The organism is Nitratireductor kimnyeongensis, assembly GCF_019891395.1.
GTDB lineage: Bacteria > Pseudomonadota > Alphaproteobacteria > Rhizobiales > Rhizobiaceae > Nitratireductor > Nitratireductor kimnyeongensis.
Genome location: NZ_CP078143.1, coordinates 3,090,900 through 3,104,480 on the forward strand (window position 1 = coordinate 3,090,900; position 13,581 = coordinate 3,104,480).

12 protein-coding genes are annotated in these 13,581 nt (G+C 59.6%); all 12 read left to right on the forward strand.

The genetic code is table 11. The features are described 5' to 3' along the window. Window positions 1–9: 9 nt before the first annotated feature. The 12 genes from KW403_RS14695 to KW403_RS14750 all read left to right on the forward strand — a co-directional run bounded on the left by KW403_RS14695 (window position 10) and on the right by KW403_RS14750 (window position 13,487). On the forward strand, window positions 10–651 hold the full coding sequence (locus KW403_RS14695) for a DUF2460 domain-containing protein (protein ID WP_223020198.1): 642 nt from the start codon (window positions 10–12) through the stop codon (window positions 649–651). Then, window positions 648–1,538 (forward strand): DUF2163 domain-containing protein, encoded by an 891-nt coding sequence (locus KW403_RS14700; protein ID WP_223020199.1) that lies wholly within the window; start codon window positions 648–650, stop codon window positions 1,536–1,538. The genes KW403_RS14695 and KW403_RS14700 overlap by 4 nt, the downstream gene beginning before the upstream one ends. Beyond that, window positions 1,535–2,011 carry an NlpC/P60 family protein gene (locus KW403_RS14705; protein ID WP_246637799.1) on the forward strand — a complete coding sequence of 159 codons (477 nt, stop codon included), beginning with the start codon at window positions 1,535–1,537 and terminating at the stop codon, window positions 2,009–2,011. Before KW403_RS14700 ends, KW403_RS14705 begins: the two co-directional genes overlap by 4 nt. A 6-nt stretch (window positions 2,012–2,017) precedes the next feature. Continuing rightward, window positions 2,018–5,980, forward strand: a complete 3,963-nt coding sequence (locus tag KW403_RS14710; RefSeq protein ID WP_223020200.1) for a baseplate multidomain protein megatron — start codon at window positions 2,018–2,020, stop codon at window positions 5,978–5,980. A gap of 26 nt (window positions 5,981–6,006) precedes the next feature. Beyond that, window positions 6,007–6,213, forward strand: a complete 207-nt coding sequence (locus KW403_RS14715; RefSeq protein WP_223020201.1) for a hypothetical protein — start codon at window positions 6,007–6,009, stop codon at window positions 6,211–6,213. Between the two features lie 462 nt (window positions 6,214–6,675). Further along, complete coding sequence (locus tag KW403_RS14720; protein WP_223020202.1) at window positions 6,676–7,347, forward strand: response regulator transcription factor; 672 nt, start codon at window positions 6,676–6,678, stop codon at window positions 7,345–7,347. Between the two features lie 41 nt (window positions 7,348–7,388). Continuing rightward, window positions 7,389–8,777: an ATP-binding protein gene (locus tag KW403_RS14725; protein ID WP_281425599.1), complete on the forward strand. Its 1,389-nt coding sequence runs from the start codon at window positions 7,389–7,391 to the stop codon at window positions 8,775–8,777. Window positions 8,778–8,925: 148 nt separating this feature from the next. Then, window positions 8,926–9,297 carry an RT0821/Lpp0805 family surface protein gene (locus tag KW403_RS14730; protein WP_343224038.1) on the forward strand — a complete coding sequence of 124 codons (372 nt, stop codon included), beginning with the start codon at window positions 8,926–8,928 and terminating at the stop codon, window positions 9,295–9,297. Window positions 9,298–9,408: 111 nt separating this feature from the next. Further along, window positions 9,409–10,530, forward strand: coding sequence for a c-type cytochrome biogenesis protein CcmI (gene ccmI, locus KW403_RS14735; protein WP_223020204.1), 1,122 nt, complete (start codon window positions 9,409–9,411; stop codon window positions 10,528–10,530). Between the two features lie 7 nt (window positions 10,531–10,537). Beyond that, the gene (ccmE, locus tag KW403_RS14740) at window positions 10,538–10,972 is read left to right on the forward strand and encodes a cytochrome c maturation protein CcmE (RefSeq protein ID WP_223020205.1); all 435 of its coding nucleotides are present in this window, start codon (window positions 10,538–10,540) and stop codon (window positions 10,970–10,972) included. Window positions 10,973–11,028: 56 nt separating this feature from the next. Further along, window positions 11,029–13,014, forward strand: coding sequence for a heme lyase CcmF/NrfE family subunit (locus KW403_RS14745; RefSeq protein ID WP_223020206.1), 1,986 nt, complete (start codon window positions 11,029–11,031; stop codon window positions 13,012–13,014). Further along, on the forward strand, window positions 13,011–13,487 hold the full coding sequence (locus tag KW403_RS14750; protein ID WP_223020207.1) for a cytochrome c-type biogenesis protein: 477 nt from the start codon (window positions 13,011–13,013) through the stop codon (window positions 13,485–13,487). The genes KW403_RS14745 and KW403_RS14750 overlap by 4 nt, the downstream gene beginning before the upstream one ends. The last annotated feature ends 94 nt before the right edge of the window (window positions 13,488–13,581 follow it).

The window sequence follows — 13,581 nt, forward strand, 5'->3', positions numbered from 1 at the left end:
ACAACCGGCATGAACGCCTTTCACGATGTGCGGTTTCCCGTGGCCATCTCCTTTGGGGCCACTGGAGGGCCAGAAAGACGCAACGAAATCGTGGAGCTGACATCGGGTCGCGAGAAGCGCAATGCGAGACATGCGCTAGCGCGGCGGTATTACGACGTCGGCACGGGATTGCGCTCGCTCGACGATGTGCACGAAGTGATCGCATTTTTCGAGGCGCGACGCGGTTCGCTTCATGGGTTTCGGTTCCGCGACCCATTCGACATGAAATCCTGTGCACCTTCCGGGACGCCGACTGCAAGTGACCAGGCGATTGGCGTGGGCGATGGCGTCGCCACGCGCTTTGCGTTGGCAAAGACATATGGGGAGGCGCCCGATGCGGTTCTGCGCCCGATCACCCGTCCTGTCGCGGACACGGTTCTGGTTGGCGTCGACGGTGTGCTTCAGCAGACTTCGCTCGACTTTGCCATCGACAGCGCCACGGGAGAGGTGGTTTTCGAACCTCAGGCGGTGCCCGCGGAAGGTGCTGTGGTCACGGCCGGATTCGAATTCGACGTGCCGGTCCGCTTCGACATCGAAAGACTGTCCGTGAGCCTCAGTGCTTTCAGGGCGGGGCAAATTCCCACGATCCCGCTGGTGGAGATACTTGCATGACGTCGACAGAAGAAACGCTGGAAGCCCACATTCAAGGGGAGGTCACAAGCCTTTGCCATTGTTGGCGGTTGAGCCGAGCCGACGGGGTCATCCTCGGTTTTACCGATCACGACAGGCAATTGAATTGCGACGGTGCGAGTTTTCATCCGTACACGGGTTTTACCGCAAGTGAGGCCAGATCATCATTCGGACTATCGGTGGATACGGTCGACGTGGCTGGAGCGCTTTCCGCCTCGGAGATCCGAGAAGAAGACATTCTCTCAGGACTCTATGACGGTGCAAGGGTCGAGACGTTGCTCGTGAACTGGCGGGACCCATCGATGTTTCAAAGGCTGCGTGTGGCAGTGATCGGCAAGGTGACGCGGCAGGATGGACGTTTCGTCGCCGAACTGGAAAGCGAGGCATGGACACTTGATCAGCCGAGTGGACGAACCGTTGGACGAGGTTGCGATGCCGAACTGGGTGACCAGCGGTGCGGAGTGGACCTGACCGATGACCGTTTTGCAGGCAGCGGAATTTTCCTTCGCGCTGAAGAAGCGAACGTTCTGGTGGTTGATGGCCTTGATGCGTTTGCGGCTGGCTGGTTTGACAATGGCGTTCTGACCTGGGTCAGCGGAGCGCAATCCGGTCGCAGGGAACGGGTCATTGCGCATGTGAACTCTGGAAGCGAGACCCGGCTCTCACTCTGGCGCGAAGCACCGCTGAGGGGAGAGGCGGGGGATGGGTTCATAGTCGTCGCAGGGTGTAACAAGCAATTTCCCACCTGCAAGGGGAAGTTCCAGAATGCCCCGAATTTTCGTGGATTCCCGCATCTGCCCGGCGATGACGCGGCCTATAGCTATGTACGGGGCGAGGGGGTCTTCGACGGCAAGGCTTTGGTGCAGTGACCCAGAGTGACCATCCAACCGAAGGGGCATTGCGGGAAGCCATTCTGTATGAAGCCCTGAGCTGGGTCGGTACCCCCTACCGGCATCAGGCGAGCCGCAAAGGCGTGGGTTGCGATTGCCTTGGACTGTTGCGCGGTGTGTGGCGAAGCGTGCTGGGCTGCGAGCCAGAAGAGCCGGGAGTCTATAGCGCTGATTGGGCGGAGTGTTGCGGCGAAGAGCGTCTTCTTTCCGCGGCCAGGCGTCATTGCATTGAACGGGCGCATGCGGACCCGCAGCCAGCCGATATCGTTCTGTTTCGCTGGCGCACAAATCTGCCAGCCAAGCATGTGGGCATCATGACGGCGACGGATGCTTTCGTGCACGCCTATGAGGGGGCTGCAGTCGTGGTCTCACCGCTTGTACCGCAATGGCGCAGGCGGATTGCAGGTCTGTTCGCCTTTCCAATGCCCCTATCCTCGATATCCCGAAAGTAGAAACATATGGCTACACTCGTCTTGCAGGCTGCCGGTGCGTTCCTCGGTGGCTTTCTCGGGCCTGTCGGCGTGACGCTGGGAACCGCTGCGGGCGCCCTGGCCGGCTATGTGGTCGATAGGGCTCTTTTCGGAGGGGCACAGCACTACGAAGGCCCCCGGCTTTCCGCAGCAAGACCATTTTCCGGGGAGGAAGGCTCTCCCTTGCCCAGACTTTATGGAACCGTGCGCACAGGCGGCACGCTGATCTGGGCAACGCGTTTCGAAGAAACCAGCACCACGGAGCGCCAGGGCGGCAAGGGTGGGCCGAAAGCAACCACGTACTCCTATTTCGCCAACGCCGCCTTTGCGATCTGCGATGGGGAGATTGCCGGCGTTCGTCGCATCTGGGCTGACGGCGAGGAAGTGGATCAAAGCAGGGTCAATATCCGGGTTTACCGCGGCACTGAGGACCAAATGCCCGATCCGCTGATCGAGGCAAAGCAAGGTGCCGGCAATGCGCCGGCCTATCGCGGAACTGCCTATGTGGTGATCGACCGCATGCCAATCGATGACTACGGACGACGAATCCCTCAGCTTCAGTTTGAAGTGCTCCGGCCGGTTGCCACGTTGAATGCGAAGGTTGGTTCCGTGGCGCTTATTCCGGGCTCCACCGAGTTTGGCCTTTCTCCGAAAGCGGTCGAAATTCGCAACAGTCCGGGAAAACACACGGTCGTCAACCGCAATACGCGGGTCGCCGAAAGCGATTTCGAAGCCTCGCTGGATGAGTTGCAGGCACTGATGCCGAACCTCAAGAGCATATCGCTTGTCGTGTCCTGGTTCGGAACGGATCTAAGGGCAGGGCACTGCCAGATCAAACCTATGGTGAGTTCGCACGGGAGCAGCACGTTTCCACTGGACTGGGAGGAAATCTGGGAGCAGATGGGGGTGCCGCCGGCATTTCTCGATCACTTCTCGGGCAGCGGGCGAAACGAGAAATGGAGCGTTTCGAGCCTGGAGCGCGAGGACGCCCAAGTCGTTTCCTACACCGAGCAGGGGGCTGCTTATGGAGGGACGCCGTCCGACCATACGGTGGTGGCTGCGATCAGGGCGATCAGGGCGCGGGGGCTAAAGGTCTGGCTCTACCCGTTCATTATGATGGATGTGCCCGCCGGCAACGATCTTCCCAGTCCGGACGGTGGGATGCATCAGCCCGTTTACCCATGGCGGGGGCGGATTACATGTTACCCGGCACCGGGGCGTCCTGGGACTGCGGACAAAACCGCGGCGGCTGATGCGCAGGTCGCCGCTCTGCTGGGAGATGCCGACGCGGCAGCTTACATACTTGGAGAGGATACGGTGGATTTCATCGGTGATCCCGATGAATGGGGTTATCGACGTTTTTTGCTTCACTATGCCCATCTGGCTGCCATGGCTGGCGGCGTGGACGGATTTCTCATCGGTTCGGAACTGCGCGGACTAACCCAGTTGCGTGATCAGAACGGCCAGTACCCTTTCGTTGAGGGGTTGAGGGGCCTGGCCAATGAAGTGCGCGCAATTGTGGGAGCGGGAGCCACGATTACCTATGGCGCCGACTGGACCGAATATTTTGGGCATCAGCCTGCCGACGGAAGCGGTGACGTGTTTTTTCACCTTGACCCTTTGTGGGCGGACGATGCCATCGATGCGGTGGGTATCGACAATTACATGCCGCTCTCGGACTGGCGCGATGAAGATCAAGCGGGCGGCAATCCGGATGGCTTCTATGGACCCTACGACCCGCTGGGGCTCAGGGAGAGCATTGCCGCGGGCGAGGGCTTTGACTGGTTTTATGCCAGCGAGGCAGATCGGCGTGCCCGGCTCCGTACGCCCATAACAGACGGCGCTTACGGAAAACCCTGGGTGTTCCGATACAAAGATCTTGTTGCATGGTGGTCGAACCCGCATTTTGACCGGCTCGGCGGGGTTGAGCAGGCTCTTCCAACCGCCTGGATTCCAGCGTCAAAACCACTCATCTTTACCGAGCTCGGTTGCCCTGCGGTCGACAAGGGTCCCAACCAGCCGAATGTGTTTCCGGATGCGAAATCCTCGGAGAATGCGTTGCCGCATTTCTCCAATGGCGGACGCTCGGATCTGGCCCAGCATCGGCTGCTCGAGGCGCATTATGACTATTGGGCCGAAACGGGCCCGCACAACCCCGTTTCACCGGTTTACCAAGCCCCCATGGTCGATCCGCAAATGTTCAGCCTTTGGGCCTGGGATGCGCGTCCTTTCCCGGCGTTTCCGGTTCGAACGGGTGTTTGGGGAGACGGTGGCAATTGGGCGACCGGGCATTGGCTGAATGGTCGTGCAAGCAGCGCAACCGCCGGTGATCTGATTAACGCCATATTGGACGATCACGGACTGGAGAGAGGCGAAACAGCGAACGCAGACGGTTGGGTTTCCGGATATGTGATCGCCAATCCGACCACTGCTCGGGCGGCGCTGGAACCGATCCTCGATCTGTTTGGCATTGGTGCTCATGAGCAGGAAGGGAAACTCAGTTTCCGTTCGCTCGCTTCCGCTCTGGGCGATACGCGAGAGATCGCGGATTTGGCCATGCAAGATGACGGTGCGGCGGTGGAGCGGATGCGGGAGCCCGATCATGCCCTGCCTGCCGAATTGCATCTGGATTTCCGTGACGAGATGCGCGATCACCAGGCTGCCACGAAACGTGTGGCGCATATCGGTGCGAAGGGACGAAGAACCCATTTTCTCAGTTTCCCGGGCGTGTTGACTGCGCCCGAAGCTGAAATCCAGGCGAAGGAATGGCTTTTTCGCCATTGGGCTGCACGGGAGGAAGCCCAGTTCGTCCTGCCGCCTTCGGAGTATGGCATAGAGCCAGGCATGATCGTTCATCTCCCCGAGGTTCTGGGAGCGGGTCGATATCTCGTCACTGAGCTGGAAGACGGCCTGTTGCGTCGGATCAAGGCGCGGCGTGTGCTTGCGAACCCGTCGCCGGCGGTGGGCGCGGCGCCGTCACCACCAGCCGACAATTCCGAACAAGAGGAAAGTGCTGCATTTGCCTTGATGCTCGATCTGCCGTGGCAGCCCGGCACACGCGAAAGTCACGAGCAGTTCAGGCTCGCGGTTCATTCCGCCCCGTGGAACAGTCATGTCGCATTTGCCTCGCCTGAGGAAAGCGGCTTCGAAATGAGGAGCCGGATTGAAAAGCGTGCCACCATCGGGTTCCTCAAACAAGGACTCGGGAGCGGCGTCTTGGGGCGGCAGGATAGGAGCCGGACGATCACAGTGGAACTATTGTCCGGCGCATTGGAGAGTGTTTCGCCGGCTCAAATCCTCAATGGTGCAAACGCGGCTGCCGTATTTAGTGAGGCGGGTGTCTGGGAGGTCTTGCAGTTCACCACAGCTGAAGAGGTTGAACCGTCTGTGTGGCAACTCGGCGGCCTGTTGCGGGGGCAACTGGGAACCGATGACGCCATGAAAGCAGGCGCACCAGCCGGAGCCGGATTTGTCTTGCTTGACCAGGCTGTGCAGGCAGCGGGACTGCGGGCTGCTGAAATCGGTCTTGAACGCAATTGGCGTATCGGACCAGCAGGGGCAGCTCTCGGCAGCACGCGCTTCTTCCAGACACGGGTTGCGGGCGGGATGCGTGCGCTCGTGCCGTTGTCTCCGGTCCACCTCAGAGCGCGGAAAACCGCCACGGAGGCGGTGGTTCTGTCCTGGGTGAGACGAGGGCGTGTTGATGCTGATAACTGGCTGGGTGAGGACGTACCCCTGGGCGAGACGAATGAACGCTATCGCATCGACGTGGCAGGGAGCAGCGGGACTGTCGTGCGCAGCGCCACCTCCACGACGGCAAGCTGGACTTACACATCGGAAATGAAGGCCGAGGATTTTGCAGAGGCGTCGCCGAACCTCCGTTTCACGATCCGCCAGCTCAGCGAACGGGTCGGCCCAGGATTGCCCGCAACGATTATCTTCACCGGTTGAGTGTGCAATGAAAGAAAGGAAGAACGATGAGTGACAGCAAGCCCTGGTACCTCTCCCGGACGATCTGGGCGTCCATGGTGACGATTGCAGCTGCGGCTGCGAGCATGCTTGGATATCCTTTGGGGGATATCGACAGTTCCGCCGTGTCGGACGAACTCTTGCGGGTAATCACCGCAATCTCAGGATTGATTGCCATCTTCGGCAGAGTTCAGGCCCGCAGCCTTATCCGCTGAGCCGCTCTAGCAGTGGCGAAGTGAAGTGTCTGCGCCGCTGTTGTGACTAAAACCAACACGGAATCATACGGGGCTGGGTGGGGGTAAAATGACATACCGTTCATTTCCTATTCAGCCTCGATAGGTTACATCAGAGACATGTTCTGGCACCGCACATATAAACTTGGCTTCTTCGTCGCACTGGCGCTTCTGCCGGCGATGATCTGGCCCACGCCATCTCCGGCCCAATCGGGTGTGGATTGTTACTCCGTTGGCTCCCGGGTCGCCTCCCAAAATGGCGGGACACTGGTTCAGGCGACGCCGGAAAACCGTGGAGGGCAGACGGTGTGCCGGGTCGTTGTGGTTATACCAGGGGGAAATGGCGAGCGCCCGAAACGGGCCGAATTCGTGGTGCCCGCAAACTGACGTCGCAGGGTGGAAGCGACAAAGCCGAATTTTTGAAACAAACATGTTGAGGGGTTCATGCGCATTCTCGTTGTCGAAGACGACAAGGACCTGAACCGGCAGATATGCGATGCGCTGACTGATGCCGGTTACGTGGTAGACAAGGCGTTTGACGGGGAAGAGGGGCATTTTCTCGGCGACACGGAGCCCTATGATGCGGTGGTTCTCGATATCGGTCTCCCGCAGATGGACGGGATCAGTGTGCTCGAACGCTGGCGTCAGGATGACCGCAAAATGCCCGTTTTGATTCTCACCGCCCGCGACCGCTGGAGCGACAAGGTGGCCGGAATCGACGCCGGGGCCGACGACTATGTGACGAAGCCGTTCCATATCGAGGAAGTGCTGGCGCGGCTGCGCGCGCTCATCAGGCGAGCAGCAGGTCATGCTTCAACGGAATTGCGCTGCGGACCGGTACGCCTCGACACCAGAGCCTCGAAGGCGGATGTCGACGGGATTCCGCTGAAACTCACCTCGCACGAATACCGTCTGCTCGCCTATCTGATGCATCACCGCGATACGGTTGTTTCCCGAACGGAGCTCGTCGAGCATCTTTACGATCAGGATTTTGACAGGGATTCCAACACAATCGAGGTTTTTGTCGGTCGCCTGCGCAAGAAGCTCGGAGATGCCGACCTGATCGAAACTGTGCGCGGTATGGGATATCGATTGCGCGAACCGGATGCCGGGTAGGCTCTCCCGGTATGGCGGAACAGCAGAAGCAGTCTGGCCTCATGCGGATTGTGTCCCGCTCGCTGGCGGTCCGCGTTATCGCTTTTTCTTCCTTCTGGGCGATCATCGCACTGGTCGTCATCGCAACCATCATCTCCGCCTTGTTTCGTCAGGTTTCAGAACGCGGTTTCGATAGCGTCCTGTCTGCTTACCTCAACAATGTCATCGGCTCTGTGGGCGTCGCGGAAGACGGTACCTTGCAGGGCAGCCCCAATCTCGATGATCTGCGTTTTCTGCAACCCCAATCCGGCTGGTACTGGGCGGTGGAACCGGTAACCAGCGACCTGGGCAGAGCATTGCGTTCGCCCTCTCTGGCCAAGCCTGTACCATCCCCGAGCATCAATGATGTGCCGTTCAACAGCGGCTTTCAACGCAGCTACATGGCCATGGGGCCGGGCGGCGAGACGATCGAGGTGGTGGAGGCCGAACTGGTAGTGGGCGACCAAGGGCAGGTGGCGCGTTTTCGTGTGATGGGCAACCGAAGCGAACTGGAGGACGAAGTCAGCCAATTTGTTCGCAGACTTTACGGCTATCTGGCAATTTTCGGCCTTGGGATGATTGCCATCAATGTTTTCGCCATTCTTTATGGCTTGCGCCCGCTCAACCGTGTCCAGCGGGCATTGTCGGACATACGGGCAGGCTCGGCTCAGCGACTGGAGGGTGCGTTCCCGACCGAAATTGAATCGCTGGCGGACGAGACGAATGCACTGATCGATAACAATCGGCGCATCGTCGAGCGCTCACGCAAGCAGGTTGGCAATCTCGCGCACTCCCTGAAGACTCCTCTGGCTGTTCTCATGAACGAGGGGCACGCGGTTGGCGGTGAACGGGGAAAGCTGATCACTGCCCAGGCCACCGCGCTCCAACAACAGCTCGATCACTATCTTCAAAGGGCGCGGGCCGCGGCCCAGCGCGACAGTCTTGTCTTCCGCACCCCGGTCAAGGCACCGCTCGAGCGCATGGCGCGGGTCATGGGCAAGCTCAATCCCACGATCGACCTCGATGTTCAATTTCCCGATGATCCTCTGGTCTTTGCCGGAGAACGGGAAGATCTCGAGGAAATCAGCGGCAACCTTATGGAAAATGCCATGAAATGGGCCCGAACACGCGTTTGCCTGTCTGCCAGGGACGGCGAATTACAGGGCGATGGCCGTGGGGTTCTCATCGTCATCGAAGATGACGGCCCGGGTATTCCCGAGGAGAGGGCGCGGGAAGCGTTGACGCGGGGTCGCCGGCTCGATGAAACCAAACCTGGAACCGGGCTCGGACTTGCGATTGTGGCGGATCTGGTGGAAGAGTATGGTGGTTCTCTCGCTTTGGAACGATCCTCGCTTGGTGGGCTCAAAGTTGTTGTTGCCCTGCCTCGTGCGGAAGCTCAGGGTGCCAGTTGAGCAAAGTTGCCCAAATTGGGCCGCACCGACGCTTTAAATACCTTGCAAACGACAAGTGTGTCTCAGGGGACCATTGGTATTAATGAAACTCTCAGCAGTTTTTGCAGTAGCGCTATCCGCAATTTTGTCCGGCTGCCTGAGCAGCGGTATGTCGGGTGCACAACTCGAGCCCAATCAGTTTGCGGCATCCCAGGCGACGGCCGACAGTTCAGCCATACTGGGCATGGAGGGAGGCGGCCTGATTGGTGGCGACTTTGGCACGGCGTTGTCACGCCGGCAAAAGCGCCTCGCGATAGAGGCAGAGTACAAGGCGCTTGAGAGTACACCTGCCGGACAGGACGTTTCGTGGCAGGATACCGGTTCAGGCCGGACTGGAACTGTGCGCGCGGCGCAGCCTTATCGCGTTGGCTCTCAGGACTGCCGGCAATATACCCACACCATCGAGATCAACGGGACACCGCGTGAAGCGCGGGGAACTGCTTGCCGCAACGAGGATGGAAGCTGGATGCTGCTGGGATAAGATCTTCCGCAACAATAATTTTCCAGTCGGGGAACGAAGCGCGGCCAGTTTGCCAAATGGCCGCAGGTGGGCCGAGTTGGCAGCGCGTTCCCCGCCAGCTATTTAGGATCCATGTTGTTCTGGATCTTTGCAGCTTTTCTGACTTTGGTTGCCGCCTGCGCAGTGCTGCGACCCTTTACCGTGCGCCAGGATGCTGCTGAAGATGCGCGCGCCCATGACATCGAGGTCTATCGCGATCAGCTTGGGGAGGTCGAACGTGACGCGAAGCGCGGTTTGATTGGCCAGCAGGAAGCCGAACAGGCCCGCGCCGAAATCAGCCGCCGCATTTTACAAGTCTCCTACACCGCTGGCGATCGCGTTGAGAACACCGCCAATCGGCGTGTCACCCGGCTGACGGCTGCCGCTGCGGTTCTTGCGATCCCCTTGGTGAGTTGGGGGCTTTACGTGCTCACCGGTTCGCCTGGCATGCCTGCGCAACCTTTGCATACACGAGCACCGGCAGGGCCCGCCGATGCGCCTATCGGCGATTTGGTCGCACGGGCAGAGACCCACTTGGCGGCCAACCCTGACGATGCGCGCGGATGGCAGGTGCTCGCTCCGGTTTATATGCGACTGGGACGTTTCGCAGATGCCCAGACTGCCCTAAAGAACATCATGCGGCTCTCAAGCGAGACAGCTGACCTGAAGGCGACGCTCGGAGAGGCGATGGTCGGTGCTGCGCGTGGCATGGTGACCGCGGAGGCAGAAGGGATTTTCAAGCAGGCGCTTGCGCTTGATCCAAAGGAGCCGAAAGCGCGATTTTTCCTAGGGTTGGCGCGTGCACAGGAAGGCGCGACCGAGGACGCGCAGACAATTTGGCGGGGGATGCTGGACAATCTTCCGGAAGCCTCCCCGTGGCGAGAGGCAGCACAGCAGGCCTTGGCGCAATCTGGTGGCGGGGCTGCTTCTGCTCGCGGCCCCACGGAAGGCGAGGTGGCTGCTGCTTCCGACCTTTCCGAGACGGATCGTCAGGCGATGATCGAGGGCATGGTGACAGGGTTGGACGAGAAACTGCGCGAAAATCCTTCCGATCTGGAAGGCTGGCGGCGTCTCATCCGTTCATACATTGTGCTGCAGCGCCCGGAGGCAGCGAAAAAAGCGCTTGAGCGGGCCGTGGCGGCCTTCGGCGATAAAGCGCCCGAAAGTGCAGAACTGAAGGGGTTCGCGGCCAATCTTGGCGTAACAATCGAATAGGTTGGATGTGACACGGAAACAAAAAAGGCTGGCGATAATTGCAGGCGCCATCGGCTTTCTTGGAGCTGCCACCGGGCTTACGCTGTATGCTCTGGGCGAACAGACATCTTATTTTTACATGCCAGGAGATCTGGCGGAAAACCCGGTTGCTGCCGGCCAACGCATCCGTCTTGGCGGTCTCGTGGAAAAGGGATCGATCGAGCGTTCCGACGATACCCATGTGCGCTTCGCGGTGACCGACGGAAGCGACACGGTGAGGGTGCGTTACAATGGCATCCTGCCCGACCTTTTTCGCGAGGAACAGGGAGTGGTGACCGAGGGCGTTTTCGACGAGAGCCAGATCTTTGTTGCCGATACCGTGCTTGCCAAGCATGACGAGAATTACATGCCGCGCGAAGTGGCCGACAGTCTCAAGGAAAAGGGTGTCTGGCAGGAAGACTGACGCCGTTGTGACGCGTCAGGACCAGCCAGAACGGGTCGATAGGAGTGGATGAGACAATGAGCATTGAACTCGGTCATTTTGCCCTTGTCCTCGCCTTTGCGCTGGCGCTGGTTCAAATGACGGTGCCCATCATCGGGACGCAGTTCAAAAACGACACGCTGATGCGCGTGGGTGAGCCCGCGGCCATGACCAACTTTCTGCTGGTGGCACTCTCCTTCATGGCGCTGACATCCGCCTATATCCAATCGGATTTTTCCGTATTGAACGTCTGGGAGAACTCGCACTCGGCCAAGCCGCTTCTCTACAAGATCACCGGCACATGGGGGAACCATGAAGGATCGATGCTCCTGTGGGTTCTGATCCTTGTTTTTTTTGGTGCACTGGTGGCGGTTTTCGGGCGTAACCTTCCTCTGTCGCTGCGTGCCAATGTGCTCGGGGTGCAGGGCGCGATCAGCTGCGCCTTCATCATATTTATTCTGGCGACCTCCAACCCGTTCGCACGTCTCGATCCGGCGCCGATGGAAGGGCGTGACCTCAACCCCATCCTGCAGGATATCGGTCTCGCCGTTCATCCGCCTTTGCTTTATCTCGGCTATGTCGGCTTTTCCGTTGCGTTTTCGTTTGCCATCGCTGCTCTGATCGAGGGCCGACTGGATGCTGCCTGGGCCCGGTGGGTGCGGCCTTGGACACTCGCGGCCTGGACGTTCCTCACCGGCGGGATCGCGATGGGGTCCTACTGGGCCTATTATGAGCTCGGCTGGGGCGGCTTCTGGTTCTGGGATCCGGTCGAGAATGCCTCACTGCTGCCCTGGCTCGGAGGCACGGCGCTGCTTCACTCCGCTCTGGTGATGGAGAAACGGTCGGCGCTGAAGATCTGGACCGTCCTTCTTGCAATCCTGACATTCTCGCTGTCGCTTCTGGGAACGTTTTTGGTTCGTTCCGGAGTTCTGACTTCGGTTCACGCCTTTGCCACGGATCCGGCACGCGGCGTTTTCATTCTCGGGATTCTCGTGCTGTTCATTGGCGGATCGTTGGCGCTTTTTGCCTGGAGGGCAGCAACGCTGACGCCGGGCGGCCTCTTTCAGCCGATCTCGCGCGAGGGGGCGTTGGTTCTCAACAATCTTGTTCTGACGACGGCGACCGCGACGGTGTTGATCGGCACGCTTTACCCACTTTTGGTCGAGGCCGTGACCGGCGACAAGATTTCCGTCGGAGCGCCGTTCTTCAATCTCACCTTTGGCCCTCTTATCCTTCCTCTTTTGGTGATCGTGCCCTTCGGCCCGCTCCTTGCCTGGAAACGGGGGGATCTATGGGCAGTGTCCCAAAGACTTTTCTGGGCTTTTGGTGCCGCGCTCGCGGTCGCGCTTCTTGCTTTCGTTCTGGTTGACCGGGCTTCGGTTCTGGCTGCACTTGGCATTGGACTGGGGGTCTGGCTCGTGTTGGGAGCTTTGACCGATCTCGTTGTCAAATCCGGCTTTGGCAAGGCTGCACCTTCTGTGGTTTTCAGCCGTTTCAAAGGTCTGCCACGCTCAGTGTTTGGAACGGCGCTGGCTCACGCGGGGATAGGTCTGACTACAATCGGCATCATCTCTGTGACAACATTGGAGACCGAGCGAATCGTCGCGATGCAGCCGGGCGAGACGGTGGAGATACAGGGGTACAGTCTGCGTTTCGGCAGCCTGCGTCCCTTCACGGGACCGAACTATACGGAAGATCAGGCAACCTTCGTTCTGTCACGGGTGACTGGAAAACCCCTTGGCGAGGTCGTCTCCTCCAAGCGTCTTTACACAGCTCGCCAGATGCCGACCACGGAAGCTGGCATCAGAACGCTGGGCCTGAGCCAGCTTTATGTTTCCCTTGGCGATCAGACTCCCAACGGCAAGATCGTCGTGCGCATTTGGTGGAAGCCGATGGTCACGCTGATATGGCTTGGCGCTCTCGTGATGATGGTGGGCGGGACGGTGTCGCTTCTCGATCGTCGGTTGCGTGTCGGCGCGCCGATGCCGCGCCGAAAGCCGGTGGCAGAGGGGAGGGCGACATGAGGCGGTTGTTCATTGGCGCGCTCACCGCCGCATTGGGGCTTCTCAATCTGGCACTTCAGCCTGTCTTGGCGGTCCAACCTGACGAGATCCTCGATAATCCGGTGTTGGAAGCGCGTGCGCGTGCGCTGTCTGCAGAGCTGCGATGCATGGTTTGCCAGAACCAGTCCATCGACGATTCCGATGCGGAGCTTGCGCGCGATCTCCGGGTGCTCGTTCGCGAACGTCTGAAGACAGGTGACAGCAATGAGGAGGTGATCGCCTATGTGGTGGATCGCTACGGGGAGTTTGTTCTTTTGAAACCGCGCTTCAGCTATCGCAACGCGCTGCTTTGGGGCGCGCCCGTGATATTGCTGGCGATGGGGGGCGTGCTGATTGTCACCAGTGCGCGGCGCAGAAAGGCCGACGGCGTTGTTTCCAGCCTGAGTGCCGAGGAAAAGAAGCGGCTTGACCAAATCTTGAACGAGCGTGAATGAGTTTCCCCACCGCAACCCTGTACGGGGGAACCTGACCCGCTTAGCCTGACAGCGATTTGCCAGATGGCAGGATCAGGATAGTTGCGAAAGGGAC